The organism is Streptomyces mutabilis, from assembly GCF_014649815.1.
Taxonomy (GTDB): Bacteria; Actinomycetota; Actinomycetes; order Streptomycetales; family Streptomycetaceae; genus Streptomyces; species Streptomyces mutabilis.
Map to the genome: position 1 here is coordinate 19,021 of NZ_BMTT01000032.1, position 24,540 is coordinate 43,560.

General features: G+C 69.3%; 25 protein-coding genes and 1 pseudogene. 13 read left to right on the forward strand and 13 right to left on the reverse strand.

What is annotated here, in order from left to right; all coding sequences use genetic code 11:
* Positions 1-62: 62 nt before the first annotated feature.
* The 9 genes from IE142_RS33000 to IE142_RS33040 all read right to left on the reverse strand — a co-directional run bounded on the left by IE142_RS33000 (position 63) and on the right by IE142_RS33040 (position 3,920).
* Positions 63-440 carry a hypothetical protein gene (locus IE142_RS33000; RefSeq protein ID WP_191889141.1) on the reverse strand — a complete coding sequence of 126 codons (378 nt, stop codon included), beginning with the start codon at positions 438-440 and terminating at the stop codon, positions 63-65.
* A 112-nt stretch (positions 441-552) separates the two neighbouring features.
* Positions 553-939, reverse strand: a complete 387-nt coding sequence (locus tag IE142_RS33005; protein WP_191889142.1) for a hypothetical protein — start codon at positions 937-939, stop codon at positions 553-555.
* Between the two features lie 112 nt (positions 940-1,051).
* On the reverse strand, positions 1,052-1,243 hold the full coding sequence (locus IE142_RS33010; protein ID WP_306432641.1) for a DUF5999 family protein: 192 nt from the start codon (positions 1,241-1,243) through the stop codon (positions 1,052-1,054).
* A gap of 189 nt (positions 1,244-1,432) precedes the next feature.
* Complete coding sequence (locus tag IE142_RS33015; RefSeq protein WP_191889144.1) at positions 1,433-1,738, reverse strand: WhiB family transcriptional regulator; 306 nt, start codon at positions 1,736-1,738, stop codon at positions 1,433-1,435.
* Positions 1,739-1,802: 64 nt separating this feature from the next.
* A complete protein-coding gene (locus tag IE142_RS33020) occupies positions 1,803-1,982 on the reverse strand; it encodes a hypothetical protein (protein WP_191889145.1) in 180 nt (59 codons plus the stop codon).
* Positions 1,975-2,175, reverse strand: a complete 201-nt coding sequence (locus IE142_RS33025; protein ID WP_191889146.1) for a hypothetical protein — start codon at positions 2,173-2,175, stop codon at positions 1,975-1,977. Before IE142_RS33025 ends, IE142_RS33020 begins: the two co-directional genes overlap by 8 nt.
* Positions 2,175-2,615, reverse strand: a complete 441-nt coding sequence (locus IE142_RS33030) for a hypothetical protein (RefSeq protein ID WP_229831113.1) — start codon at positions 2,613-2,615, stop codon at positions 2,175-2,177. The genes IE142_RS33025 and IE142_RS33030 overlap by 1 nt, the downstream gene beginning before the upstream one ends.
* A 147-nt stretch (positions 2,616-2,762) precedes the next feature.
* Positions 2,763-3,038 (reverse strand): hypothetical protein, encoded by a 276-nt coding sequence (locus IE142_RS33035; RefSeq protein WP_191889147.1) that lies wholly within the window; start codon positions 3,036-3,038, stop codon positions 2,763-2,765.
* Between the two features lie 273 nt (positions 3,039-3,311).
* Positions 3,312-3,920, reverse strand: a complete 609-nt coding sequence (locus IE142_RS33040; protein WP_191889148.1) for a hypothetical protein — start codon at positions 3,918-3,920, stop codon at positions 3,312-3,314.
* A 357-nt stretch (positions 3,921-4,277) separates the two neighbouring features.
* Here IE142_RS33040 and IE142_RS33045 point away from each other — a divergent pair, with 357 nt between their 5' ends.
* From IE142_RS33045 to IE142_RS33065, 5 genes are all read left to right on the forward strand, one after another.
* A complete protein-coding gene (locus IE142_RS33045) occupies positions 4,278-5,036 on the forward strand; it encodes a GntR family transcriptional regulator (protein WP_191889149.1) in 759 nt (252 codons plus the stop codon).
* Entirely contained in the window at positions 5,033-5,743 is a 711-nt protein-coding gene (locus IE142_RS33050; RefSeq protein ID WP_191889150.1) for an ATP-binding protein, read from the forward strand. The genes IE142_RS33045 and IE142_RS33050 overlap by 4 nt, the downstream gene beginning before the upstream one ends.
* Positions 5,744-5,978: 235 nt before the next feature.
* Positions 5,979-7,211, forward strand: a complete 1,233-nt coding sequence (locus IE142_RS33055; protein ID WP_191889151.1) for an NsdA family TPR-like regulatory protein — start codon at positions 5,979-5,981, stop codon at positions 7,209-7,211.
* A gap of 834 nt (positions 7,212-8,045) precedes the next feature.
* Complete coding sequence (locus IE142_RS33060) at positions 8,046-9,554, forward strand: helix-turn-helix domain-containing protein (protein WP_191889152.1); 1,509 nt, start codon at positions 8,046-8,048, stop codon at positions 9,552-9,554.
* Between the two features lie 9 nt (positions 9,555-9,563).
* The gene (locus IE142_RS33065) at positions 9,564-10,442 is read left to right on the forward strand and encodes a DciA family protein (protein ID WP_191889153.1); all 879 of its coding nucleotides are present in this window, start codon (positions 9,564-9,566) and stop codon (positions 10,440-10,442) included.
* A 78-nt stretch (positions 10,443-10,520) separates the two neighbouring features.
* On the opposite strand, the gene IE142_RS33070 is transcribed toward IE142_RS33065, so the two are convergent.
* The gene (locus tag IE142_RS33070) at positions 10,521-10,772 is read right to left on the reverse strand and encodes a hypothetical protein (RefSeq protein ID WP_229831117.1); all 252 of its coding nucleotides are present in this window, start codon (positions 10,770-10,772) and stop codon (positions 10,521-10,523) included.
* 328 nt (positions 10,773-11,100) lie between these two features.
* On the opposite strand from IE142_RS33070, the gene tap reads away from it, so the two are divergent.
* Together tap and tpg are read left to right on the forward strand one after the other, a co-directional pair.
* Positions 11,101-13,338: a telomere-associated protein Tap gene (gene tap / locus IE142_RS33075; RefSeq protein WP_191889154.1), complete on the forward strand. Its 2,238-nt coding sequence runs from the start codon at positions 11,101-11,103 to the stop codon at positions 13,336-13,338.
* A 12-nt stretch (positions 13,339-13,350) separates the two neighbouring features.
* Positions 13,351-13,908 (forward strand): telomere-protecting terminal protein Tpg, encoded by a 558-nt coding sequence (tpg, locus tag IE142_RS33080; RefSeq protein WP_191889155.1) that lies wholly within the window; start codon positions 13,351-13,353, stop codon positions 13,906-13,908.
* A gap of 100 nt (positions 13,909-14,008) precedes the next feature.
* On the opposite strand, the gene IE142_RS33085 is transcribed toward tpg, so the two are convergent.
* Together IE142_RS33085 and IE142_RS33090 are read right to left on the reverse strand one after the other, a co-directional pair.
* Entirely contained in the window at positions 14,009-14,431 is a 423-nt protein-coding gene (locus IE142_RS33085; RefSeq protein ID WP_031066160.1) for a MarR family transcriptional regulator, read from the reverse strand.
* Positions 14,428-15,126, reverse strand: a complete 699-nt coding sequence (locus IE142_RS33090) for a hypothetical protein (RefSeq protein ID WP_191889156.1) — start codon at positions 15,124-15,126, stop codon at positions 14,428-14,430. Before IE142_RS33090 ends, IE142_RS33085 begins: the two co-directional genes overlap by 4 nt.
* A gap of 860 nt (positions 15,127-15,986) precedes the next feature.
* Here IE142_RS33090 and IE142_RS33095 point away from each other — a divergent pair.
* The 3 genes from IE142_RS33095 (at position 15,987) to IE142_RS33105 (ending at position 18,882) form a co-directional block, all read left to right on the forward strand.
* Positions 15,987-16,277, forward strand: coding sequence for a hypothetical protein (locus IE142_RS33095; RefSeq protein WP_191889157.1), 291 nt, complete (start codon positions 15,987-15,989; stop codon positions 16,275-16,277).
* A 127-nt stretch (positions 16,278-16,404) separates the two neighbouring features.
* The gene (locus IE142_RS33100; protein ID WP_229831119.1) at positions 16,405-16,710 is read left to right on the forward strand and encodes a hypothetical protein; all 306 of its coding nucleotides are present in this window, start codon (positions 16,405-16,407) and stop codon (positions 16,708-16,710) included.
* 309 nt (positions 16,711-17,019) lie between these two features.
* Positions 17,020-18,882 carry a pentapeptide repeat-containing protein gene (locus IE142_RS33105; protein WP_191889158.1) on the forward strand — a complete coding sequence of 621 codons (1,863 nt, stop codon included), beginning with the start codon at positions 17,020-17,022 and terminating at the stop codon, positions 18,880-18,882.
* Between the two features lie 454 nt (positions 18,883-19,336).
* Here the strand turns inward: IE142_RS33105 and IE142_RS33110 are convergent.
* A pseudogene (locus IE142_RS33110) lies at positions 19,337-21,940 on the reverse strand (AfsR/SARP family transcriptional regulator); the annotation flags it as partial.
* A gap of 20 nt (positions 21,941-21,960) precedes the next feature.
* On the opposite strand from IE142_RS33110, the gene IE142_RS33115 reads away from it, so the two are divergent.
* From IE142_RS33115 to IE142_RS33125, 3 genes are all read left to right on the forward strand, one after another.
* Entirely contained in the window at positions 21,961-22,143 is a 183-nt protein-coding gene (locus IE142_RS33115) for a hypothetical protein (protein WP_191889159.1), read from the forward strand.
* A 158-nt stretch (positions 22,144-22,301) separates the two neighbouring features.
* Entirely contained in the window at positions 22,302-23,450 is a 1,149-nt protein-coding gene (locus IE142_RS33120; RefSeq protein ID WP_191889160.1) for a ParA family protein, read from the forward strand.
* Positions 23,447-24,421, forward strand: a complete 975-nt coding sequence (locus IE142_RS33125; protein WP_191889161.1) for a ParB/RepB/Spo0J family partition protein — start codon at positions 23,447-23,449, stop codon at positions 24,419-24,421. The genes IE142_RS33120 and IE142_RS33125 overlap by 4 nt, the downstream gene beginning before the upstream one ends.
* Positions 24,422-24,540 lie beyond the last annotated feature (119 nt).

A 24,540-nucleotide genomic window follows, 5' to 3' on the forward strand; every position in this document is an offset into this window, starting at 1 on the left:
GCCTCCTTCCAGGTCGGGTGCCGCCCCGAAGGCCGGGGCGGCGGTTGTGCGGGGTGGGTGGGTCAGCCGCGCGGGGCGGGCAGCTCCGGCGGCGTGTTGGCGGTGGCGTGCTGCTGGGCGAGCCAGGCCATCGCGGCCGCGGTCATGCCGTCGGCGGCGTCGGCGGTGTTCAGCGGGGCGGTGTCGATGTCCCGCATCGCGTCGAGCGGCGGCAGCAGCCGCATGTACTCGCCCTGCGCGTTACGGATCAGGCCGCCCGTCACCGGCGCGAGCGTGTAGCGGATCGTGCCGCTGGTGTACCGCTCGGCGTAGGTGACGCGGCAGACGACGGTGTGGCCCGGCTTGCCCGCCCAGAACATCTCGGGGTCGCGGTACAGCACGAAGTCGTCGACCTTGAAGGCGGTGGCCGCCGTGGTGGCGGCCGGGGTGGAGAAGGGCATCCGTAGCTCCTTGATGATCACGTGGTCCGGACTGTCCGGCTCCCCGCCGCCCTGTCCGCGCCGTCTGGTTCGACGGTCCGGGCAGGGGAGGCAGTCGGCAGGCCGACGCGCATCAGCGCACCCAGCGGCCGTTCTTGATGACCTGGCGGCCGTCCTTGAGCGTGAGGTCGGTGATGAAGGCCGACAGGGTGGTGCCGTCCAGCGCGCGGCGGGTGTAGTCGGTCGCCCACACGTCCTCGCCGTCCCGGCGGCCCATCAGGTGCACCCGGGTTTCGTAGGCGGGCTCCAGGGCTGCGGCGGCGTTCTCGGCCCGGGACTGGGTGGGCAGCACGATGGAGCCGCAGTTGTCGTTGATCCCGATCAGGAAGAGGTCGTGCAGCTCGAAGCCCCGCACATCGAGGATGCTCAGCACGGGCTCGAGCGAGCCGTGGGTGTGGACGTTGTTCGGGTGGGTCTTGACCCAGCGGCTGCCACCGAACTTGCTCATGTCGAAGGCCATCACGAACTCCCGTCGTAGAAGGGCGGTCCGGACTGTCCGGCTCCCCGTCACCGCCCGACCCGGCCGCCACGGTGGTGGGCGGGTCGGTGCGGGCGGATCAGGCAGCCGTCAGTCAGGCCGCGACCGCGAGGGGCCGGTGCGGGGCAACGACCTTGCCGTCGGGAAGCAGCTCGCCGGTGTCCTCGAAGAGCACGACGGCGTTGCACAACAGGCTCCAGCCCTGCTCCGGGTGGCCGGCCACGACGGCGGCGGCCTCGCGGTCCGGGCTGTCGGCCGACGGGCACTTGGGGGTGTGCGTGCACAGTGAGTCCGGCAGCCGGGTGCCGGTGACGGTCGTGGTGGTGCGGTCCATGAGCTCTCCGGGGGAGGAAGGGAGCCCGAGGCTTTCCCGGGCTGGAGGCGTGCGAAAGACCGGCCGCCCGTGGTGCGGGCGGCCGGTCGATGGCAGTGCTGCGGGGCGGGCCAAAAGTTGCCCGCCGGTCCCGTCCAGCAGTCAGGCGGCGGCGCGCTTGCGGGCGCGGCGCTTCATCCTGCGCCGTTCGTCCTCGTCGAGGCCGCCCCACACGCCGTGCTCCTGGCCGTTCTCCAGCGCCCACTGCAGGCAGCGCTCCATGACCGGGCAGCGACGGCACACGGCCTTCGCCTCCTCGATCTGCAGCCGTGCGGGGCCGGTGTTGCCGATCGGGAAGAACAGGTCGGGGTCTTCGTCCTTGCACACCGAGTGGGTCCGCCAGTCGGTGGTGACCGGCAGGTCGGCGGCGGAGGCGCGGCTGGGGCGTACGAGGTAGTGGCGGTTCATCAGGGCCTCCATGGGTCCAGGTCGAGGAGATTGCTTGGTGCTGCAGGTCAGCCGCTAGGACTGCTCAAGTCGGCTGCTGGCTGCGCTGGCGCTTCAGGTAGGCGTCCTGCGCTCGCGTGAACTGGTCCCAGAGCCGCTGCCCCTCGGCGCAGCGGGCGGAGAGGGTGCACTCGGGCGGGGTACAGGTGTGCTGGCGGTAGGCGTCGAGGCCGTCCTGGTAGCGCCGGTACAGGGGGTCAGACATGTGGTGCTCTCTCGTGGTGCCTGCGTGGTGGGTGGAGGTCGGCGACGCGGTGTCCTGCCTCCCACGCCGCTGCTGCGGTCACCGCGGCGGCCGCGAGGAGCAGACGGGTCAGGGGGTGGCCGGTACCGACGTGGGCGGCGGCCCGGGCAGCGCGGTGCTGCGCGGCCCGGGCCGCCTGTATGAGGTGCGGCATCAGATCCCGAGGGCCATGCAGGCGTCGCACGTCCAGGCCGTGGCCGCCGTGCCACCGGCGTGCGCGTTCGTCGGCGCCGGGGCGGCACCGAACACGCCGCCGCACACGTCGCACTGCATCCCGGTGTTCGCCGTGGCGGGCGCGGGAGCGACGGAAGAGGGCGGGCAGTTGTTCGGGTCGCAGTTCCACCGGCCGCAAAGCGGGCAGGAGTCGTCGGCCATCACCGGGCGGTACAAGGTGAGCACCGGCTGCCGCTCGTAGCCGGGCATCATCTCCTGGAGCGTGCGGCGCGCGCGGCGCTCGGCGGGGATGCGGCTGTCGGCCTGGCGGGCCATCCGCGCCAGGAGGTCACCGAGCTGGCGGTGCGCGGCACTGGCGCCGGTGTGGGGTGCGGCCACTGTCGTACGGGCCACGGTCCGTGTCATGATCGCTGCGGTCATAGGGGACTCCAGATCCTTGAATGACCAGACAGCCCCGGAGCTCTCACCTTCCGGGGCTGTCACCTGTGACCGGCCGGACGGCCAGCCACGGCCCGGCTCCCGCCCCTCGACGCTCTGGTGGGGTGGGAGCTGGACCGTGGCCATCCGTCAGGCAGCCGGGGCGTACGCGGTCCGGGCGGGCCGGACCAGGTAGTCGGACGTCGTCCAGACGCTCCCGACCGCGAACGGCTGGCCGTCGGGGCGGAGGGTGTCGCGGACGATGAGGGCCCACCGAGCGGCCCGGTGCAGCAGCTGCGCCGCTTCGGCCGGGTCGGTGATGAGGGCCAGGACCTCGAAGCGGCCGTCAACGTTGGAGTAGATGGCGCCCCGGAGACGGGGGCCGATCTCCTCCTGGACGCTCGGGCGGGATGGGATGCTGTGCATGCGGGTCGTCCTCTCCGAAAGGGTGACCAGCGACAGAACCCCAGGGCTGCATCCCCTGGGGTTCGTCGCGTGAGTGCGTCCTGAGCACTCCGTCGTGCGCTGTCCGGGCCCTGAGGGGCGGACAGTGCACGGCGGGCAGCTCAGGCTGCGGGGATCGGTGGGAATGGGCACGTGGTCCTCCTCAACGGATGCTGGACTGCTGTACGAGCTGCCACGGCCCCGGCCGCCCCTCTGCGGGGTGGCCGGGGCCGTGGTCGTTCGTCCGGAGCAGCTTCAGCTCGTGCGACGCACGGGATGCAGTGTCTTGAGCGGCACCGGCGGGGCACCCAGCGGCACGGCACCGGCGGGCAGCTGCGCGCGGCGGATGTCGGTGTCGCGCACCGTGGACGCGGTCGCCGCCCACTGTTCCGTGCGCAGTCGCCACAGAGGCCGGCCGTCGCCGGGCTCGTCGGCCGTAGGCGTCTGCTTCTGTGCGGCGATCTGACTTACGGCCGGGGCGACCGCGACCTTGGGCCGTCGCCGCACGGTGGTCCGGCGGCGGTGCACGGTCTCCGAGTTGCCGTCCGTCAGGCGCTCCTCCCACTTCCGGACCGTGACGTCGACCGTGACCAGGCGGTTGCTGCCCAAGCGGCAGCGGACGGCCCCGTCCTTGCCCGCGCGGCCGGTGTCGTGCGGCACGACCTTGGGCCTCTTGGTCTGGAGGCCGGTGATCGGCACCCACGTCTCGCAGTCGGGGCAGACCAGCGACGCACAGGCGGGACGCAGGTCGTACTGGTGGGGTCGGAGGGTGGAGAGGACCAGCGCCGGGCGGGCGTTGACGGTGCGGGAGCGGGTCCGGCTCCGGCGGGGGCGGGCGGTGCGCTCAAGGGTCGACGCAGACATTTGAACTCCTCACGGACGGAGCGGCGGGGGCGCGGGTCGCGATGCTCTCTCCGCCCTCCGGGCCGCACGACACGAGGCCGGCGTCCCGCAGGACAGACAGCGCACAGCGCTGCGACGTGCACACAAGTCGTCGCGGCCGTCAGGCTCCGGGGGAGTTCGATGGTGCTCTCGCGCCCTCGGTGACCCGAGGACTACCCCGGCCGCCTCGAAGGGCGGACGACTACTGCGGTCCTGCTGATGCTCACTCGGTGCTCCCGGAGGATCACCGACGCACATACATCAGGTTGCATCAGTTGCTCTCAGGTGTCAAGCGGTATAGTGAGGCACCCGGAAAAAAGTTGAAGGAGGCGAAGGCACATGTCAGGGCCACCCCGAGCCGACAATCGGCCGCCGTACGCGCGGATCGCGGGCCACTACCGCGACCTGATTAGCTCTGGGGAGCTCTCGCCGGGTGACCTCCTGCCCAGCATCAAGACGCTGGCGACCGAGTGGGAAGTCAGCACAGCCACCGCAGACCGGGCGATGCGACTGCTGCGTGAAGAGAAGCTCGTGCAGGGCATCCCTGGCGTCGGCACCGAGGTGATGGCGCGACCCATCTCCCTGTCCTCCGGAGCAGAACGCCACGACCGCAGCGGTAGAACGCAGTCGTCGTGGGGAGTTGGCGAGAAGTCGTCCGGCCACACCGCCGGCATAGTCGAGGCTCCCGAAGACGTGGCCGCGGTCCTGGATATTCCGCCTGGTGACGACGTGATTCGCCGTAGTCGCGTCTACCGGGACGGTCATGGGATCGTCTCCCACTCCACGTCATGGATCCCAGCGGAGTTCGCCCAGGCCGTCCCCGAGTTGACTCGAAGCAAGCGGCTCAAGGGTGGGCTGTCACTCGACTTGATCGCTCGGGCAACCGGGCGGCATGCCGTGAAGCGTGTGGATGAGGAGACGGCTCGCATCGCGACGAACCGCGACCTCGAGCTCTTGGAGCTCGAGGCTGGCACCGTCGCAGCGATCCTGGTGCTAACCGCGCGCTTCCTGGACGCCGACGGCGAGCTGCTGGAGTACGGCGTGGACTTGGGCGCCCCGGGACGCACCCGTCGCACGACGTCAGAGGTGCTGCGATGACCACGCAGAACGGCACCGCTCTCGACGAAACGCTCACCTCCTGCCTCGAAGCCCGCCTCAGCCAGCTCCTTCGAGCCGAGCACACCGACACCCTCACATTGGAAGGACGATTCGAGATCACGCGCATCGCCGCCGCCTTGTCCGGCCGACCGGACCCTGCACCTCGCGCGATCCTCATGTCCGGTCTCCAGGGCTCTGGCAAGACCACCCTCGCCCGCGCCCTGGAGAAGGCCGGCTTTCGACGCCTGTGCCCTGACGAGGAGATGTTCCGCCGCTACGGCCACTACGGCAGGGACTTTCCCCGCGGCGAGTTCAGGGTCCGGGAAGCGCCCGTACTCAAAGACATCGCCCTCGAGCTCCAGGACCTCCTGACGGCCGGACGCGACACCGTGGTCGACCACGGCTTTTGGACCCCAGAAGAGCGAGCCCAGTGGGCAGCGACCGTGATGGAGGCTGGGGGCGAGCCTATTCTCATCTACTTGCCTGTGCCGCATGAGGTGCGCTGGGACCGAATCCGGAAGCGCAACGAGCAGTCGCTGGTCGATGCGAACAGCATCGAATTCAGTGAGGAGGACCTGCTCAGGCACGCGGGCCGCTTCCGCCCGCCGACCGCTGATGAGCCACACATCGTGTACGACGGTCATCCAGAGAACGTGCTGGCCGTGCTCCGCCGTGCACGTCCACTCATGGATAGCGGCCCCCATTGACCCCTACCTCCCACACGCAGCTCCCGGCACTTGATGACCATGACCGTGCTCGCATCCTGCAACTGCGGAAAGTGACATCGGCCGGTGACATTCGGAATGTCACCACCACTTGTCACCTCCGCGCGATCAAGAAGGCGTGCCATGCTCGGCCGCAGAAGGCCTGCTTCCGCTCTGCGGGCATCCCCCTGTCGGGGCGGAGGCTGCGCCGCTAGACCATACGGAGAAGGGGGTTTTGATGCCTGACGAGCGTCCTGACTGGGCTCGCCGGATGGTGGAGGAGCGTGCTGCTCGTGAGTGGTCGCAGACCGACGCGGTGCGCGCGCTGATGGTTCGGCTCCCGGTCGACCAAGTCGTGAGCGAGCAGGACCTCCTCCGCCAGTGGAAGCGGTGGGAGGCCGGCGAGGCACAGCCAACGAAGTACCGGTCGGCAATCGCTCAGACCTTCGGTACGACCACAGGCGCCTTCTTCCCTGAGCGGAGCCGCCGCGACGGCCGCGCCGAGGTCTTGCAGGTCAGCGGTATGGACACCGTGGACATCATCGCCCGGCTGCGGGCCTCAGACGTGGACGTCGCAACGCTTGATGCGCTGCGGATCACGGCGGACCGGCTGTGCTGCGAGTACGCGTACATGCCCGCCGACCAGCTGCTCACGGAAGGCAAGGCATGGTTGGCCCGGGTCGTCGGACTCCAGCACCAGCGCGTCAGCCTGGCGCAGCACCGCGAGATCGTCGCCCTCGCCGGGAAGCTGGCGCTCCTGGTGGGCTGCGTCGAGTACGACTCCGGGCGCCCACGCGATGCGGAGGCGACTCGGCAGGCGGCGCTGATGCTCGGTCAGGAGTCCGGCGAGCTGAGTGTGCAGGGCTGGGCGCACGAGATGCGCGCCTGGTTCTCCCTGACCCGGGGCGACTACCGCGGCGTCATCGCGGCCGCGGAGGCTGGCATCTCCGTGGCACCGAACGAGAGCGTGGCCGCGCAGTTGTACGCGCAGCAGGCGAAGGCGTGGGCGCGGCTAGGGGACCGGTCACAGACCGAGGTGGCGCTGGACAAGGGGCGTCAGCTCCTGGAGCGACTGTCGTACCCGGAGAACATTGAGGACCACTTCGTCGTCGACCCTGGCAAGTACGACTTCTACCGGATGGACGCACTACGCAGGGTGGGAGAAAACCGCCTCGCGGAGCAGTTGGCGAACGAGGTGATCCGGGCTGGGACGGACTTCGACGGCACGGAGCGCTCGCCCATGCGGAACGCGGAGGCCCGGGTCACCCTCGGTGTTGTCGCGGCCCGAGAAGGCGATCTTGACACCGCACTCGCGTACGGGGAGAAGGCGCTCGCCGGCGACCGCAAGTCGCTGCCCTCGCTCGCGATGGTAGCCGCCGACCTCGGACAGGCCCTCCAGGCACACTACGCCAACGCCAGTGAGGCCCAGGCATTCGTCGCTCACCTTCGCGAACTGCGGGGTGACCAGTGACTCTTCCGTACGCGCGGTATCTCCGAGCGCACCTCCTTCTGGTGAGTGATGGGGATGTTGCACTCCTGGCTCAGCGCGAACTACCTGATTCATTGCGTGGAGTGACACGGCATCACCGCGAGTTTGCGACACGGGATACCCAGGCGGCTCACAACGTCCGCGGAGGAGTAGCGTGGCCTCAACATTGATCAAAAAAGCGAAGGCCCCCGCGACCTTAGGCAAGTCGAGGGGGCGGGCCGCAGGACATTGTCGAAGGTGTCCGACGGCCAGCCGACCACCCTTTTCAGCAAGGTCAAGGTGATCGACATGGTCCAGGGTACCCGTACCCGTCACCAGACACACTGCACCCCGCCGTGGCATCAGCAGCGCGTGAGCGATCGCTGGTCCTTCGACGGGGTGTTTGTGCTGCCCGTGCATACCCCTTGCCCCCTTTGTCGAGGGGGCGGGATGACGTAGTCGTCAAGGGCGGCGCCCGCTATGCGGGTCCTTGAGCCGCCGGGACGCCCGGCCACCTCGGTGACTGCAATTCACCTCGGCTGATGACGTCCCATCTGCCACCGGAAGGGCTTGGGAGGCCCTCCGCAGGGATTGTCCGCCCGGTTGGGAGCCGGTCGAACAGTTCGATCTTGGTTCTCGGTGAACCACGAAGCGCCAAAGAGCCCTTCGTTATGCCCTCTCACTGCCAGAGAGAAGGACAGACCTCATGTTGCAGCATCGTGTTGCTCTTTGTCAGCCCATCCATGCCCTGATAGCCCCATTTGTGACGTCTTCCTGGTCACAGTTTCACTCCCAACCGCGTATCTGGCCTGCCGGGCACCCGACTGCGAGCGTCTCGTGAGCGCCGTGGCGGCACCAGCCACCGTGCTGCTCCCTTCCCCGCGTTCGTCGGTCAACGACGACGCCATCTCCGTGCTGCCCGGCGTATTCGTGCCCGAGGCGGCGCAGTGGCTGCCGATGTCGTCGGGCCGGATCGCGTCGGACGGCTACTCCTGGATGCAGGCAGTCCACTGGGTGGCTGGGTCCGGGCTCTACAAGCCGCGGAGGCACAGGTCGCACGGCCCGCGCAGCTTCGGACCAACGACCGTGCGCGTCGCCCAGGAGCTCGCGCAGCTCGTCCCATGCCGTCCGGGAATCGAGTACCTGGTGCGCCGCACCGGCCTGTCCGAGCGGTCGGTGGAGTACCACCTGGCGATGCTGCGGGAGACCGGGCTGCTCGCGTACATCGTCAAAGGCACCCGGGTCCGCGGTGAGGGGGCGCTGGCCAGCGAGTTCGCGCGGATGATCCCGGTGGAGTTCGACGCCGCGCTGGGAATCCGCACGGTGCGGCGGGATGAGGATGCTCCGGCGTACACGCGGGCGGCGTCCGGGATCGCGGAGTCCGGCCGGGAGCTGATGGCGAAGCTGGCGAAGAAGGCGTCGCGGAAGGTGCGCAAGCCGCGCTCGAAGACGTCGTCGAAGGCCCCGGCGAGGGGTGCCCGGAAGGGTGCTGAGCAGGGGGTTGTGACGGCTGTTTCGGATGAGGCCCGTTGCACCCCAATGCAGGTCGGTACCTCAACTGTTTCTTCTGCGGGTGGTACTTCCTTCCCCCCTGAGAGCAAGCTCGCAAGCGGGGATGCCAAGTCCCCCACCCCGAAGAAGTCGAAGGCGAAGGCCGGCGGCCGCCGGAAGCTGAACGTCGTCGGGCGCCGCTTCCAGCTGGCCCGTGAGCTCACCCAGGAGCTGGACTGGCTGCGCGGCTGCTCTGTGGCCCGGATCGCCTGGGTGGCCCGGGGCGTGGCTGATGCCGGATGGACCGTGACCGACGTGAAGGGCTGGCTGCACCTGCGCGGCGAGGCGGCCCGGGTCCGCCGTGGCTCGGGTCTGCTTGCCGTGCTGCTGGCCGGTGCGGAGACAGTCCTCGACACCCCGGCCAAGCGGGCCGACGCCGTCGAGCAGTGGCGCGGTGCCCAGGAAGCCGCCCGCCGCCACCGCATCCAGCAGGTCCGCGCCCGCACCGAGCGCTACGAGGGCGACTGGGATGCCCCGACCAGCCGCGCCGTCCAGCGGCAGGTCGACGAGGCGTTCGCCGCCTCGTTCCGGCCCAAGCCCTGGGCTGCCGCGCCCGACACGGAGGCCCTGCCCGAGGTGTCCGGCGTGGGCGGCCTCGAGGACGACGTGGTGGCCGAGGCCCGTGCGGAGGCCCGGCAGCGGCTGATGGTCGGCGACACCTCGCTGATCACCGTGGCGGTCGACGCCATGGGCCGCGAGACCGCAGAGCAGCTCTACGGCGCCGACCTGGTGCGCCGCGCTCTGCAGCTGGCGAGCGGCGCCCGCAGCTCGCTGATGACGTACGGACGCCGGTAGGAGGCCGAGATGACCGAGACGACCACCCCCATCGAGCAGCCCGCCGCCGACGGCCCGGAGCTGTCCGGCGTCGACCTCGCCCGGGTCGCGCTGCACGCCGCTCGCGAGGCCGCCAGGAAGCGCGGCGAGAGCGAGGCCCGCGCCCCGCGCCGCCGCCGGACCCGGATCGTGCAGCGCGACGGCCGGGAGCCGGCCGGGTTCGCCGCCGTACTCCAGGGCCTGATGGCCGACCGGGCCTGGGACGTCCCGGCCGCCGGCGGAACCGTCCTGAACCGCTGGCCCAACATCGCGGCCGCCATCGCCCCGCAGCTTCCCGACCACGTCCAGGCCGTCGCCTTCCACCCGGAGACCGGCCAGCTGGACCTGCGCCCCGACTCCCCGGCCTACGCCACCCAGCTCCGCCTGATCAGCGCCCGCATCGTCGCCGCGGCCAACAAGTCGGCCGACACCGACGCCGTGCGCAGCGTCCGGGTCCTGGCCGTCGGCGCCGCCCCGGACCCCCGGCCTGCGGCGCAGACGCAGGCCACCGCACCGGACGTTCCTCCGGCCCCGGTGAAGACGCGCGAGATGGCCTCGCCGGGCTTCCACCAGGCCCTCGCCGCGCACCAGGCCGTCGCGCCTCCCAGCCGTATCGACCCCTCGATCGCGGAGGCAGTGGAGCGGCAGACCGCGGCGATGCGGGCGCTCAGCCTCCAGGCCTTCCCGGAGCCGGAGCCGGTGGCCGACGACCAGCCGGCCCCGATCGAGCAGGCCCGCATCGAGCGCCGCCGCCAGGCCGACGTCTCCCACGCCGCAGCCCTGCGCCGGGCCCGTGCGGAGCGCGCGGCGAGGGAGGCCGGGACGGCGGCCGCGGTCCCGCAGCCGACGACGCTGGGCAGGACCGCGTGAGCTCGAGGCGTCAGGGGCGGCGGGCGAGGACGTCGTCGATGCGGGAGGCGCCGGCGACCCACGTTGCCGCGGCCGGCGCTATGAAGCCAAGCACGGTCTGGATGTCGTCCCGGCGGGCTTCGAGGGCCGTTTGACCGGGTCCTCCACCGTGGTCAGGGCACGGTTGGGGGCGTAGGGGAAGGCGCCCGCGAGGTCGGGCCACAGGTTGGTCTTGTACTGGCGGGCCAGCAGGAAGCGCCAGAAGCCGAAGCTCAGCTCCGCGATGACCTTCCCGCGCGGCGGTTTCCAGCTGACCCCTCGCAGGGAAGGTTGAGCATTCTCACCGAACATTGAGCGCGGGCCGCGCCGCAGGTCAGAAGCCTGTTCAGCCCTCGGTGCGCGCGTCCGCGTGCGAGCCGGCGCGCGGCGGGAGTCACGACGCCCGCCTCTGCCGCTGATCAGTACAGCGCTCTGACCAGCGCGCTTAACCATCGGTGAGAAAGAAACCCGTCACCAACCTTCGCTGAGAATCACTCAGCCTTCGTTGCGAGAGATCACCAGCCCTTCCCTGGCCAGGACCATCCTCACCGCTTTCGCCCGCCGGTAGTACGCGATTCGTACGGATAATGTGCGCCATTTGTACGGTTCTTGGGGTAGGGTGTCGGTCAGGAGGTGTTCCATGTCCGAGTTGTTCGACGCGGTCGACGCACTGGTCGCGTCCCGCTCGCCGCTGCCGCCAGCGGAGGAGCGCAAGCGTCTACGGGTCGCGCACGGTCTGACGCTGGACGAAGTCGCCGCCGCGCTGAAGGTGCGCCGGGCCACGGTGTCCGGCTGGGAGTCGGTCAAGAAGCCGACCGAGCCGCGCGGCCCGGAGCGCGAGGCGTACGCCCGGCTGCTACGGCAGCTCGCGGAGCTCTATCCGGCACCTGCAACGCCGCAAGAGCCGACTGCCCCGGTGCCCGCCACGTTCACCGGCGCGCCCGACCCGGCGGGAGCGCGGACTCTGTCCACAGGGGAGGCGTCCGAGGCTGCGGCCATGACTGCAACCGAGAACACCCAGACCCCTGCCCCTGTCACCGCTGCTCCGGCGGCCGCGTCCCGGCCGGCGCGCACCACCAGGACGTCGTCGACGTCGCGCCGCCCGGGTGCCAAGAAGGCAGCCCCGGCCGGAACCCCGGCGGGCGGCGCCGACCCGCGGTTCGAGAACGGGCCACTCGCGGTCGTCGACGTCGAGGACGGGAAGGTGCTGGCGTACTGCACCGGCGGCCTGGTCCTGGACGTGCCCGCCAAGTCCCTGCCGTCCCTGGTGGAGTGGACGCTGAAGGAGGCGAAGCTCGGGCAGCCGAAGCTGTCCGGGCCGGGCAAGGACGCCGACCCGCTGCTCGTGCTCACCGAGGCCGCTCTCGAGCGCTACGGCCTGCCCGCCGCCCTCACGGAGGAGGAGCGGCCCGCCGGGCGCCTGCCGGAGGGGCACAAGGTCATCAAGCAGCTCGCGCGCGCGGAGTGGAAGCTGACCAAGCGCGGTTTCGGGCCGTGGGCGCGGATCTACCGCCCCGCTCAGGGTGCGGAGCGGGCCTGCGTACAGCTGTGCATCCCCTCGTGGCACGCGCTGGACACCCGGCACTGGGGCGAGGCCGGGCAGCTTCCGCCGGCCGAACTCGCCCGCGTGCTGGGCGTGTACGCGTCCCGGGTGATGACGCCGCGCGGCTCGACCGCTGTGACCGGCCTGGAGCTGATGACCGCGTTGCACCCGCCGACCCGGGCCTCCGAGCCCGACGCTGCGGGGAAGCGGCACTCCGAGCACAACCCCGGCAGCCTGGGCAAGGACCCGGTGGACTGCGCACCGTGCGAGGCACCCGACGGGCACCCGCTCCTCAAGGACCTGCCCCGATTCCATGTCCGCGGCCCCGGGGAGAAGCTGTTCGAGGAGGCGTACGACTGGGCGCGGCCGATGACCGATGCCGAGTGCACGCTGCGGTACCTGGTCGGCATCGACGTGAACATGGCCTTCGCGGCCGGTGCCAACGGCCTGGTCGTCGGCCTCGGCGCACCGACGCACGTCAGGAACCCCGCCTTCGACCCGAAGCTGCCCGGCTCCTGGCTGGTCGACCTCTCCCACGTCGACCTGTCACGGGTGAAGGTCGGCAAGCAGTGGGCGGAGCTGGACGGCTCGCTGCTTCCCTCTCCGTTCACACCGAAGGGTGACCGCCCCGAGGGGCCAGCCTGGTACGCGACGCCGACCGTCGCCTACGCCCAGGAGTTGGGCTACGAGGTACGGCCGCTGGAGGCGTACGTCCGGTACGAGAACGGCCGGTACCTGGACGGCTGGTACAACCGGCTGCGCGCCGCCTACCTCGCCACGATGGCCGACCTCGGCGTCGACGCCGACCTCGCTCCCGAGGACTTCCTCGCGGCGATGGACGGTTACAAGGCCCGCGACCCGGAGCTCGCGATCGTCACCACGGCGATCAAGGCGACGGTCAAGGGCGGCCTGGGCAAGCTCCGCGAGCGGCCCCGCGGCGAGGGCTGGAAGCCGGGCGAGCCGTGGCGCGCCCTGTCCCGCCCGACGTGGCGGCCGGACATCCGGGCGGCGGTCATCTCCCGCACCCGGATGAACCTGCACCGCAAGATCGTCAAGCACGCCGCCTTCACCGGGCAGTACCCGATCGCGATCCTGTCCGACTGCGTCGTCTACGCGGCAGGCGGCGAGTCGCCGCTGGACTTCCTGCCCTACCGGGACGGCAAGCCGCTGCCCGGCGGGTTCAAGCTCGGCATCAACCCCGGCCTGGTCAAGCACGAAGGCACCCAGACCGTCCTGTGGGGCGAAGAGGTCCGTGAGCGGTTCAACGCCCCCGATCTCAACCTTGCCCGGTACATCAAGGACGGCACCGTCACCGACGCCGACAACGGAGAGTAGGAGAAGGCGACGATGAGCCTGTTCGGCGACGGCCTGGAAGCCGCGGTCCAGAAGGCGTTCACCCGCCCAGCGCCCAAGAGCGCGCCCGCGCAGATGCGCTACCTGGTCAAGCAGCTCAAGGGCACGAAGGCGGTTGCCCAGGTGCTGCGCATCTCCCAGCGCACCGTCGAGCGGTACGTGAAAGACCAGATCAAAAAGCCCCGCCCCGACCTCGCCGCGCGCCTGGAGCGCGAGGTGAAGAAGCGCTGGCAGCCCCAAGTCCGGGCCAGGGCTCGCCAGAAAGCGGCGACCACCGGCGGCATCGTCATCGACACCCGAGCCCGCATGGGCTACACCGCACCGATCGGATCGACGGACCAGGACCGCATCCGGCACCTCACCGTCGCCCTGCCCCCGCAGTACGCCGCCCGCCTCTTCGCCGCCCAAGACGCCGGGGCCAGCGACCAGCAGCTCCAGCAGATCGCCGCCGAAGCACTCAAAGAGGTGTACTTCCAGGACAACGGCCGCCGCGCGGGCAGTCTGGAAGAGGTGCGCTTCACCGACATCGAGCACCTCGAGTTCGACCTGTAGAACCACGCCCCAAACGGCTCGAGCCCGGACCGATGCGGTCCGGGCTCGCTGGCGTATCCGCGGGGGGTCGGATGCTCATGCACGCGATGCCGCTGCGTGCTCATGCGACGCGCAGCTTTTTGCGGCGGTCGCGTGCAAGCTGCTCGCGGTAGTCATCGACGGCCTGGTGGTAGCGCTCGACGAAGTAGGGGTCGTCCAGCCGGTCGGCAGGGTCCATTGCCTCAACGGCGGCCCTGGCATCAGCTGGTGTCTCGTAGGCGGCGAGCATCTCGTTGATGCGGTAGACACCGTTACGCTGCTTCTTTACCAACCGAGCCAGTATCAGCTCCCGAAGACCAGAGGTGACGCTGGGCCGGCTCAGGCCGAGCAGCTCGGCGATCTGGCTCTGCCCCATCTCCACCCTCCCGCCGGGCTCGCTGCGGGAGCGCAGGGTGAACAGGACGCGATAGGCCGGCCCCGGCAGGTCCAAGGCCGCGACGACACCCTCCGCGTTGACCGGTGTGACCAAGAGTCCTCTGCTCACCGATCGCCCTCCTTCTGTGCCTTCGTCGCCGCAAACCGCTCCCGCCGCTCCCGCCGCTTGCGAGCACGCTCTTCGCGGAATTCTTCGATCGCCTCGCGCATGTGCTCCAGCGAGGGGAACCGGACCAGATCCGGCAGCGCCGCGGCCCGCAGTTCTGCCAGAGCGTCGGCCTGGTCCACCTGAACATACTCTGTGCTGCCGTCGGACAGCCGGACCAGTTCAGCGGCGACGTAGGAGTAGGGCGGATTGAACTGGTAGACCCCGCGCGAGCGCTTGATCACGATTCCGTGGCTCATGACCTCCCGCAGGGACTCGTTCACCTTCTGGCGAGGAACGTCCAGAATTTGCGCCATATCGTCCTGCGTGAGCGGGATCCGTCCACCGGCTCGCTGCCCCGCGATCAGCAACAGGATCAGCCGCAGAGGCAGTGCCTCGCGGTAGTACTGGGCGATTACCAGGAAGAACTCCAACGCCACCATCGCGAAGGCGTTGGGGCGCTCGGGGGTGGAGAAGAACTCCAGTTGCTGACGCTGGCGTCCGACGGTGATGTCCCGGCCCGGATAGGTCCGAGCCAGATCGTCCAGTCCCTCGATCTTCCGCAGTCGCTCTCCGAACGCCCGCAGTGGGTCATCCGGCGTGAGGCCTGGATGCGGCGCGGGCCTGGCGGCACGGCGGCGGGGCTGTGACTCGGACACGAGCAGCTCTCCAAAGTTCCAAGGTCCAGGGCGTGTAGCAACGTAGCAGAAGGTCAGTACTTCTGACCTCAAGGTCGGCATTCCTGACCTTCGGCGAGTCCTGTGTCACCCCAGGGGTGACACATCTCCTGCACGAACTCCTGCACCAAGTCCTGGGTACGGGGCAACCGGGAGGTCGAGGGAGGTGACCCTCAAGGTGCAAAGAAGTCAGTAATGCTGACCTTCTGGCCTGCAAAAGGTCAGCGATGTTGACCTTTCAGGTGAGTTGACGTCAGGAATACTGACTTCCTGGGTGGGTTGTGTCTACTCAGGAGGGACATTCGACCGTGCGAGTGTCCCTCCTAGGGTGTCACAAGCGCCTCTCCCTCAACACTGTGACCTGCAAAAGCATGGATCCTCTCCCTATCTAGGTCGTGTAAAGGCTGCGGACCGGACCCTTTTGTGGCTGAGGCGGCTTCGCGTGCGGCTCCGTGGTCCAAGTGCAGACCGTAGGCGGCACCAACGGCTCTGAGTCTCGGGTGGTGCCGGCCGTGACGAACACGCACCAGCAAGGTGTGGTTGAGGCCACAGCCGGGTTCCGCCGCACGGCCCCAGGGGGCCGCACGGCTCCTGTACCTCCGCACGCCGTCTCTCGAGTGCACGCTGTCTGAGGTGCCGTTCTGGGGCTTGGCCAGGGCGAGGGCAAAGGTGACCACTCCCCTAACGACCAGAGTCCGGGCCTCACCGAAACAGGATCAGGTGCAATGTCCCGATCCGACCCTGCGCAAAGCTACGTGCTGGCTAGCCTGGGACCGCGTCGCCGTCGGCGGCTGCACCCTGAGAGGAAGCCAATGACGGACCAGGCAACACGGCCTCCAGCCATGTCAGACCTCAGCACCCTGAGACTGGATTTCCGGCATGCCCACAGCCTTGTTGACCCTGCTGAAGAAGGCGTCCAAACCTGGCAGATCTCGCTTCTCGCCGATGACCAACCCGTGGCCCGTATGCGTGCGACACGCGGCCAGTACTGGAAAGCGCACAACCTCGGCGAGCGCATGGCCGACGAGCCGTCTCTGGCCTCATCGGCCATCCTCTTCCAAGACCACGATGTGCTGATGCTGTTCGACGACTCCCTCGACGGCATCGAAGACCCGGCCGGCGACCCGCCATAATCTCGGGTGTTGAGCGGGCGACAGGCGTGTAGGGCATGTGCCCTCAGTGGATCGTGCCTGACAGGTATCTGTGGGTCGCTCAGGTACGTACGGCGCGTTCGCAACGCCAGTGGACTTCGCTCATGCCGTGTTCGAGTACCCCCTCACGATCGCTGCCGAAGCGGATCCGTTGGTGCTCGCCAACGGCCTACAGCTCGCCGAAGATCTCTGTCCGAGCGCGTACGACCCCGGGGTGCGGGTGGCGTCGCTGCGTGGAGTGGACGCGGCCCATCTCGTCCTGGCCGACCTGGACCTCTGGGAATGTCTGTTCGCCGGCACGGTCCACCTGGACCAACTCCGTCTGGAGGGAGCCTGCACTTTCAACACAGCTCCGCCCGCCGTGCACTGGCGGCGCTGGCTTATCTCGGGTGTCGAGCGGGTGACAGGCATGTGAGGCATGTGTCCGTCAGTGCGCCGTGCCTGACGAGTACCTGTGGGTCGTTCAGGCACGTCCGGCATATGCGCGAAGTGTGAGCCGATCCATGACTTGACTCGGTTCGAGTCACATCGGATGCCATCGCCTGGCCACAGCCCAGGAGCACAGCCGAGTTCCTTCCCGGGCCTCCTTGCTGCTGATAGGCGACTGCATACCGAACTGGTCGGCGGAATGGACGGCGACGCTGCCTGTCACGGTCAAGCCTGAACCGCTCCCGCTCCCCAGAGCGTCCATACGGGCACCCAGACACCGTGGAGCCGCCGCACCATGAGCACATCCGAACCGCCACCCTGGTCGCACTGCGCACACGGCGCAGACCCTGCTGCCGAGCCTGTCGGCTGCCGCGGCATCCGCGTCCCCGGTCGCACCGCGTGCCTCGCCCACCTGACCAACGCCGCCCGCGACGCCTACCTGGCCGAGCTGACCCCCGGCACCGACATCGACCACCGCGGCACTCCTTTCACCGAACCCCTTCTCGACGGCCTTCTCAACGCCCTCCGCAATCCTGCCACCGGACACGCACACCTCGGTGACGCCCAGTTTGACTTGGCGACCTTCCAAGGTGACGCCCAGTTCGCGTCGGTGACCTTTCAAGGCGACGCCCAGTTCGCCTCAGCGACCTTTCAAGGCGACGCCAGGTTCGAGTCTGCGACCTTCCAGGGCGTTGCCTGGTTCTATGCGACAACTTTTCAGGACGGCGCTTGGTTCGAGTCGGCGACCTTCCAAGGCGACGCCTGGTTCGGGGAGGCGACCTTCCAGGGCAGCGCCTGGTTCGATTCGACAACCTTTCAGGGCGAAGCCAGGTTCGGGGGGGCGACCTTCCAAGGCGGCGCCTGGTTCGGGGAGGCGACCTTCCACGAATCCGCCGGCTTTGGGGCCGTGACCTTCCAAGGAAACGCCAGGTTCGAGTCGACCACCTTCCAGGGCGACGCCTGGTTCGGATCGGCGACCTTCCAAGGCGACGCCAGGTTCGAGGCGACGACCTTCCAAGGCGACGCAGAGTTCGGGTCGGCGGTTTTCGAGCGATGGGGCAGTTTGGGACCGTTGATATGCGCTGGACGAGTGGACCTGTCCGGGACGGTGTTCAACGGCCCAGCGACTCTGGCGTTCGCTACGCGCCGTCTGGAGTGCCGGCGAACCCGCTGGCTGTCCACGGCCGAGATGCGGCTGCGCTACGTCACGGTGGACTTCGCCCACGCAGTCTTCGAATATCCCCTCACCATCGCCGCAGAAACCGGCCCCTTCGTGCTTCCTGACGGACAGGCGTTGCCGGAACAGGCTCTCGCTCAGGCACCGAACGCCTCGGTGCGGATAGCTTCGCTGCGCGGGGTGGACGCGGCGCATCTGGTCCTGGCCGACGTCGACCTGTCGGGGTGCCTGTTCACCGGGACGGTGCACCTGGACCAGGTGCGACTGGAGGGCGACTGTTCCTTCGACGCGGTCCCGCCCGGCATGCACTGGCGGCGCGGGCGCCTGGTGTGGTTCACCGAGCGCCGCACCCTCGCCGAGGAGCATCACTGGCGCGCGAAGCAGCCGGACGCCGTCCCGGGCTGGAACGTGGCGGTGCTCAGCCCCAGGCCCGCCGGGCCGACACAGTTGGCGCCGGTGTACCGGGCGCTGCGCAAGGCGTTGGAGGACAGCAAGAACGAGCCGGGAGCGGCGGACTTCTACTACGGCGAGATGGAGATGCGCCGCCACGATCACACCACCACCTCCCCTGCGGAACGAGGCCTGCTGCATGCCTACTGGATGCTCTCCGGCTACGGCCTGCGCGCCCTGAGAGCTCTAGGCTGGCTCGCCGCCACCATGCTCGTCACCCTCGTGCTGCTGATGGGCTTCGGGCTGCCGAAGGAGGACCCGAAGCAGGAGGCGACCGGCACCGTGCCGCCCGGCGGAGGCAAGGTCACCTTCGAAATAAAAAAAGGCGATCTGCGGAACCCCACCGGGAACCGGTTCACCGGCAAGCGCTTCGAGAAGGCCTTGAACGTCACGTTCAACTCGGTCGTGTTCCGATCCAGCGGACAGGACCTGACCACCGCCGGCACCTACATCGAGATGACCTCCCGCTTTATGGAACCCGCTCTCCTCGCCCTAGCCGTCCTCGCCGTCCGCGGCCGCATCAAACGCTGACTGCCCCGGCCCGGCATGGCCGAGTCCTGGGAACGGTTCGACCGAACCGTTCCCGGCTACGTGCCCTACTTGCCTGCACCGTCGACCACGCTCTTGAACTGCACAGAACTTCTGCGACCCCTAGATAATGGGGCCGCCCGTGCGGTTCACCACGCGCCGCGTCCTGGCTGAGGAACACCACTGGCGCGCCAGCCAGCCGGGGGCAGTGCAGGGCTGGGTCCTCGGCGCAGGGCGGGCGGGGCCGCTGCAACTGGCTCCGGTGTACCGGGCGCTGCGCAAGGCCTTCCCGTCCTCGCCGTCCGCAACCGCGTCAAACGCTGACAGCCCTACCCCGGCCAAGCATGGCCCTGTGAACGCTTCTGGATGACCACGACGGAGACGGATTTAGCCCGAAGCCGATGCGCGCGGCGGTCCGTGACGACGTGCGTCCCACCTCACGCTGCCGGAACGGCGATTACAGAGCCTTGCGCGTCACACTGCCAGCGTTGTTGAGGAGTTCCTTGATGAGTTGTTCAGTTTCCGTCTCCGGGGAGCAGTCGAGTTCCCGGTTGACCTGCTGGACGCGGGTGATCGCGGTGTGCAGTCCCTGCCGGTTTCCGGCCGCGTGCTCGAGCCGGCACCAGTCGCGGTAGAGGAGCTCGGCGGTGCTGTCGACGTCCAGGCCTGTCGCGACGGCCTGGCGGGCGGCGCTGAGATCCCGGTGGGGACCGGGGGCGGTGCGGTAGGTGGCCACGGTGTGCGCCACGTCGACGATCCGGGTGGTCATCTCCTGCTGGTAGGGCTCGGCCCACGGCAGCGGGGTGCCACCAAACGGTTTGCCGCGTACCAGGGAGAGTGCCCGCTCGAGGTCGGGCAGGCCGGCCGGGCCTGAGGGCAGGGCGCGTTCGACGAGCTGCAGGAAGCGGGTCCAATCGCATCGCACGGCGGGCGAGAGACGGTAGGGGTCGTTGCCGGTCTTGCGGCGCGGCACGTAGGGATGGCCGTCGGGATCGTTTCCCAGCGAGCGACGCAGGCCCTGCATCCGGGCATTGAGGGTGCTCAGACTCCAGGGACGGGCGGGGTCCATGTCGGCACACAGCGTCTCGGAACTGCGCCCCGGCCGGAAAAAGAGCAGTGCGGCGAGCTCGGCCAGTCGGGGACCGTGGCCGGCGCCGGCCACTCCCGTGACCTCGATGGGACCCAGGACGCGGATCTCCGGCGCGTGCAGATCACGGGCCGTACCCGCGGCCGCTCCCGTCTCCGCCGTCGTGCTCGCCGCGCTGGTCGTCTGTTCGATGTCGGGCTTGTCTTCGCCAGGGGCCGGGGACGGGGCGACGAGGCCCGGGAACGGTGCGGTACGAGCAGCTGGAATGTCCGTGCCGGGGGAGTCCTCCTCTTGAGGCTGCGCCGTCGGTGCGGCCGCGGGCAGGAGAGGCAGACTGGCGGGGTCGGTGGCGGCGGCAAGCAGCGCAGGGAACACCTCGCTGCCTGCCTTCGTGTCCTGCACTACCGCGTCGCCTGAAACCGTGAGCGGCCCGGGCGCGGCCGACTGCTCCTCATGCTCGCTCCGGTCCACGCCGGTGGCCTCGTCCGGAACTTCCTCCCACGCGCCTTCGGCTGCGTGGGCGGGCTGTGCGGCTACGCGCAACGCAGCGGTGATCTGCAGGTAGGCGGCGTGTTCCAGACGCTGGACCGTAACCGCTCGGCCGACGGAGTCGAGGGTCTGCGGGGTGCTGAGGGAGGCGTTGAGGATTTCCGCGTCGGGGAAGTGCGGGGCGGCCGTGCTGGCCGGGGCGACCAGGGTGACCGGGACGTCGCCTGCCTTGTCGAGGACGTCGGCGAACGCGAAGGCGGTGTCGGCTTCCAGGACGGACGCGCACAGCAGTAGGTGGGGCTGGTGGGCGGTGTCGGGCAGCTGGTGGGCTTCCAGGAGCCGTTCGGTCAGGTCGCGCAGCGCGTGCGTGGGCTGGCGCATGTGGGCGATCCGCGTGGTGGGCAGCAGCTGCGGCAGGTCCTCGCCGAACCCGATCGTGACGACTTCGACGTCGCCCGCCCAGGGGCTCATCGCGAGCTCCAGGGCGAGTGAGGTGCACACCTCGGTGATGTGCACGGGGTTGCCGTCGAGCAGCAGAGCGGAGGTCCGGGCGAGATTGAGCAGCACCAGGTCCCCCGTCTCCATGTTGCCGATGGTGACCAGAGCTGGGCAGGGCGCCGGCACGTCACGGGCGGCGTCCTCGTCGAGGAGGACGGCGTCCGCGTCCAGAACCCACCACCCGTCCTTCCCAGGCACGAATGGCGCCGGCGGCTTGTGGGAGAGGTCCTCGGGCAGCACGTGCACCGTGCGGGCACCGATCCGCGCAGCCTGCACCCCCGGCACACCTGCCCCGTCCTCCTGCCGTGCTGCCTGATGAGCCATGGTTCGCAGGGCAACGTCCAAGCGCGTAGCGCCGGCGGGTTCGGCGGCCGCCGCCAGCTGCGCCTCGGCCGGGCTGGTCTCGTCTGCGATGGCGATCGTCTCGCCGGGCTTGCGGCGACGGCGCTGCAGCGTACGACGCAGAGCGAGCGCGCCGGTGATGGCAGCGGCCAGCAGCGCCCCGGCCCCCAGCACGATGCGCAGGTTCAACGGACCGTCGGCCCGGGTCGGCGCCGCTGAATCGCCGGAGCCGGGGGAGGTCGCCGCGGGGTCCGGTGTCTGGGCCGGCACGGACGGGGCGCTGGTCCTGGGCTGCGGCGCCGCCGGAGCCGTGGCGGAGGGCGAGCGTTCCTGGCTGGGCTGCTCGGCAGACGGACTGCCCGAGGGGCCCGGCGAGCTGGGTGCGGGCGCCTGCCCGCTGCCCGACGCTTGCCCGTTGTCCGGTGTCTGAGCGGGTGGGGGAACGCGGTCCTGGTGGTCCGATTCGCCGCCCGGGGGCGGCGTCTGGTCGCGCTGCGCGCCGGGGACGGTGATCTGCTGTCCCGCGTAGATGACATCTGGGTCGGTGATGGCGGGCAGGCCGTCGGGCTGCGGCTTGCCATGGCTGGCGGCGAACAATGTGGGCCACTCGGTGCTGTCGCGGAGCGCCTCCTCAGCGATCTTCGAAGGCGAGCAGCAGGGCGGCCTTGCTGTCCGTGCGGCTGGTCAAGAGCCTCCAGCGAGCACCGGGCGTCTACGAGCTGACCTGGTCCATGGGCACCGGTCCCGCAGGACGCGCGACGTGGGAGTACGGGCCCGCGTGCCGCCCCGGCACACCGCACATCATCTGGCGCCGCATCGGAGGCCACGACATCCTGACCGGGCCGTAACCCGGGGCGCACGGGCGAATTTGCCCGCGAGCGCTCAAGTCAGCTCGAGCAAGGGCGCTTCGACCCCTCAGAAGATCCGTCGGTTCACCCGACGCGAGCCGCATGAGATGCCGCAGGATGCTGAGCGAGCGAGGGCTTGCCTAGTAATGTTCGGCCACATGAGCATCCCCAACCCTCGGGGAGAGCGAGAGAAGCTAATTACAGCCCTCACTCCCCAGCTACGTAGGCATCTAAAGATCCGCGCCTTTGAGCACGGCATGGACATCCAGGACGCCACCGAGCACGCGATTAACGCCTGGTACTCAGCAGAAGGCCTGCCCGAGGTCAAAACCGATGGGGCGAAGACCTGGGGCACGTTCCTCCCGGTGGGAGAGCCGGACAAGTTCAAGGCGACCTGTTCGGAGCGCGGCGTCACCTACGTCCAAGGGCTGGCACAGGCTCTCTCTCTGTGGCTCGACAACCACCCCTCCCCCACAGCTCCGTTGGTGGCGCAGCCCGTGGTGCGGGTGATAGTGGCGAACCAGAAGGGCGGCGTCGGGAAGACATTCCTGTCCTCCGGCATCGCGCAGGCTCTCGCAGAGGCCGGCCATCGGGTTCTGCTCGTCGACTACGACCCACAGGGGCACCTGACGGCGGAGCTGGGCTTCGAGGACCTCATGTACGAGGACGACGTCGAAACCCTGATGATGCATATGGACGGCAGCGCCAAGGGCGACATCCATGACTTGCTGGTGGCTTTGGACGGCGAGCGGTTCGGGGAACGGCTTCACCTGCTGCCAGCGTCTGACGACGCGTTCCTGCGCGACGTGGCTCTGTCCAAGGTGAGCTTCAGCGAGGCCGCGCTGGAGCGGGCGCTGGAGCCGCTGGAGGCGGACTACGACGTCATCATCATCGACGGACCGCCCAGCCTCGGGCTGAACATGGACACCGCCCTGTACTACGTCCGGCGTCGCGACGGTGAACTCGCCGACCGTTCCGGCGTCATCACGCCCGTCTGGGCAAACAAGGCGTCGCACCGAGCGTTCCGGCTCCTGAAGTCCCAGATGGACGATCTCTGTCGGAAGGGTCGCATCCAGGTCGACTACCTGGGCCTGATCATCAACGCCTACGACAGCCGCCGCGGCAAGCTTGTGAAAGAGAACAAGGATCAGTGGGAGAAAAGCAGCTCCCCGTCTGTCCTTGCCGTAATCGGTGATCTCAAGGAGGGGCGTGAGGCGGCAGACGGCGAGATCCCGCTGCTGGAGTACGCCCCGGATAGTGAGCACGCGCAGGTGATGCGCGATCTGGCAAAGGAGCTGGCCGTATGACGCCTCCGACGCAGCGGGTCACCCGTGGCTTCAGCATCGATGAGGACGGTTCGGACTCGAAGCCTGCCCCCCGTCGGGTCCGGACTCGGCAGCAGATCATGAGCGGGGAAGGGAAGCGTCCGCCGGCGGCTGTGCCGCTGTCCGTGCTGGCGCACAATCCGCTCAACCCTCGCGATGAGCTGACCGAGATCGAAGAGACCGCGGCCTCGCTGAAGGAGAAAGGCCAGCTTCAGCCCGTGGCGGTCGTCCGGCGAGCGGCCTTCTTGACAGCCCACCCCAGCCGGGAAGAGGAGATTGGGGCGGCTGAGTACGTCGTCATCGACGGCAACAGGCGACTGGCGGCCGCGTCCGTCGCGGGTTTGGCAGAACTGCGGATCGACGTCAATGACGATCTCGCTGCCAGCGCGGAGGACATGCTTGAGAGCGCGCTGATCGCCAACGTTCACCGGGTCGACGTCCCCCCGCTGGACCAGGCGAAGGCCATCCAGGAGCTCCTCAGCAAGCACGGCAGCCAGGAGAAGGTAGCCAAGAGGCTCGGGAAGTCGGGGGCTTGGGTGTCGCAGCGCCTGGCGCTGCTCGGGCTGAGTGAGGACCTGCAGGAGAAGGTCGAGTCCGGCGAACTGACCGTCAAGGATGGACGCCGCATTGGTCGGCTCCCTGCCGACCAGCAGCAGACCGAGGCCGCCGCCGCCCTTAACCGGGTTAAGACGCCCCGGAAGCCGCGGTCCAAGGAAGCGAGTGTCCCGTCCGGGGACGCGGTGGCTTCTTCGATCCCATCGCAAGCGGCTGGCGCGAAGGAAGCAGAAGGGACGGGCACCGTAGGTCTTAACCCGGTTAAGGGGGAGCAGGCGAACAACAGCGGGCCGGACCTCCCGTGGAACGACCCGAAGTGGTTCAACGACCAGCTTCGCGCCCACATGTCGGCCGAGCATCGCGAGGAACTCGTGCTGCTCCTCATGGCGGACAGCTGACCCTCGGGGTCTTAACCCGGTTAAGGGTCCGAAACGCAGAAAAGGCCCGGCACCTCCCCCAGTTCGGTCTGGGGAGGTGCCGGGCCTTCGGTTGTCAGGCTGCCCAGGTCGCGGGCGCG

Coding starts and splice junctions, on each gene's coding strand:
- IE142_RS33000 (WP_191889141.1), bottom strand. CDS start 440: ATGCCCTTCTCCACCCCGGCCGCCACCACGGCGGCCACCGCCTTCAAG.
- IE142_RS33005 (WP_191889142.1), bottom strand. CDS start 939: ATGGCCTTCGACATGAGCAAGTTCGGTGGCAGCCGCTGGGTCAAGACC.
- IE142_RS33015 (WP_191889144.1), bottom strand. CDS start 1,738: ATGAACCGCCACTACCTCGTACGCCCCAGCCGCGCCTCCGCCGCCGAC.
- IE142_RS33020 (WP_191889145.1), bottom strand. CDS start 1,982: ATGTCTGACCCCCTGTACCGGCGCTACCAGGACGGCCTCGACGCCTAC.
- IE142_RS33025 (WP_191889146.1), bottom strand. CDS start 2,175: ATGCCGCACCTCATACAGGCGGCCCGGGCCGCGCAGCACCGCGCTGCC.
- IE142_RS33030 (WP_229831113.1), bottom strand. CDS start 2,615: ATGACCGCAGCGATCATGACACGGACCGTGGCCCGTACGACAGTGGCC.
- IE142_RS33035 (WP_191889147.1), bottom strand. CDS start 3,038: ATGCACAGCATCCCATCCCGCCCGAGCGTCCAGGAGGAGATCGGCCCC.
- IE142_RS33040 (WP_191889148.1), bottom strand. CDS start 3,920: ATGTCTGCGTCGACCCTTGAGCGCACCGCCCGCCCCCGCCGGAGCCGG.
- IE142_RS33045 (WP_191889149.1), top strand. CDS start 4,278: ATGTCAGGGCCACCCCGAGCCGACAATCGGCCGCCGTACGCGCGGATC.
- IE142_RS33050 (WP_191889150.1), top strand. CDS start 5,033: ATGACCACGCAGAACGGCACCGCTCTCGACGAAACGCTCACCTCCTGC.
- IE142_RS33055 (WP_191889151.1), top strand. CDS start 5,979: ATGCCTGACGAGCGTCCTGACTGGGCTCGCCGGATGGTGGAGGAGCGT.
- IE142_RS33065 (WP_191889153.1), top strand. CDS start 9,564: ATGACCGAGACGACCACCCCCATCGAGCAGCCCGCCGCCGACGGCCCG.
- IE142_RS33070 (WP_229831117.1), bottom strand. CDS start 10,772: ATGTTCGGTGAGAATGCTCAACCTTCCCTGCGAGGGGTCAGCTGGAAA.
- tap (WP_191889154.1), top strand. CDS start 11,101: ATGTCCGAGTTGTTCGACGCGGTCGACGCACTGGTCGCGTCCCGCTCG.
- tpg (WP_191889155.1), top strand. CDS start 13,351: ATGAGCCTGTTCGGCGACGGCCTGGAAGCCGCGGTCCAGAAGGCGTTC.
- IE142_RS33095 (WP_191889157.1), top strand. CDS start 15,987: ATGTCAGACCTCAGCACCCTGAGACTGGATTTCCGGCATGCCCACAGC.
- IE142_RS33105 (WP_191889158.1), top strand. CDS start 17,020: ATGAGCACATCCGAACCGCCACCCTGGTCGCACTGCGCACACGGCGCA.
- IE142_RS33120 (WP_191889160.1), top strand. CDS start 22,302: ATGAGCATCCCCAACCCTCGGGGAGAGCGAGAGAAGCTAATTACAGCC.
- IE142_RS33125 (WP_191889161.1), top strand. CDS start 23,447: ATGACGCCTCCGACGCAGCGGGTCACCCGTGGCTTCAGCATCGATGAG.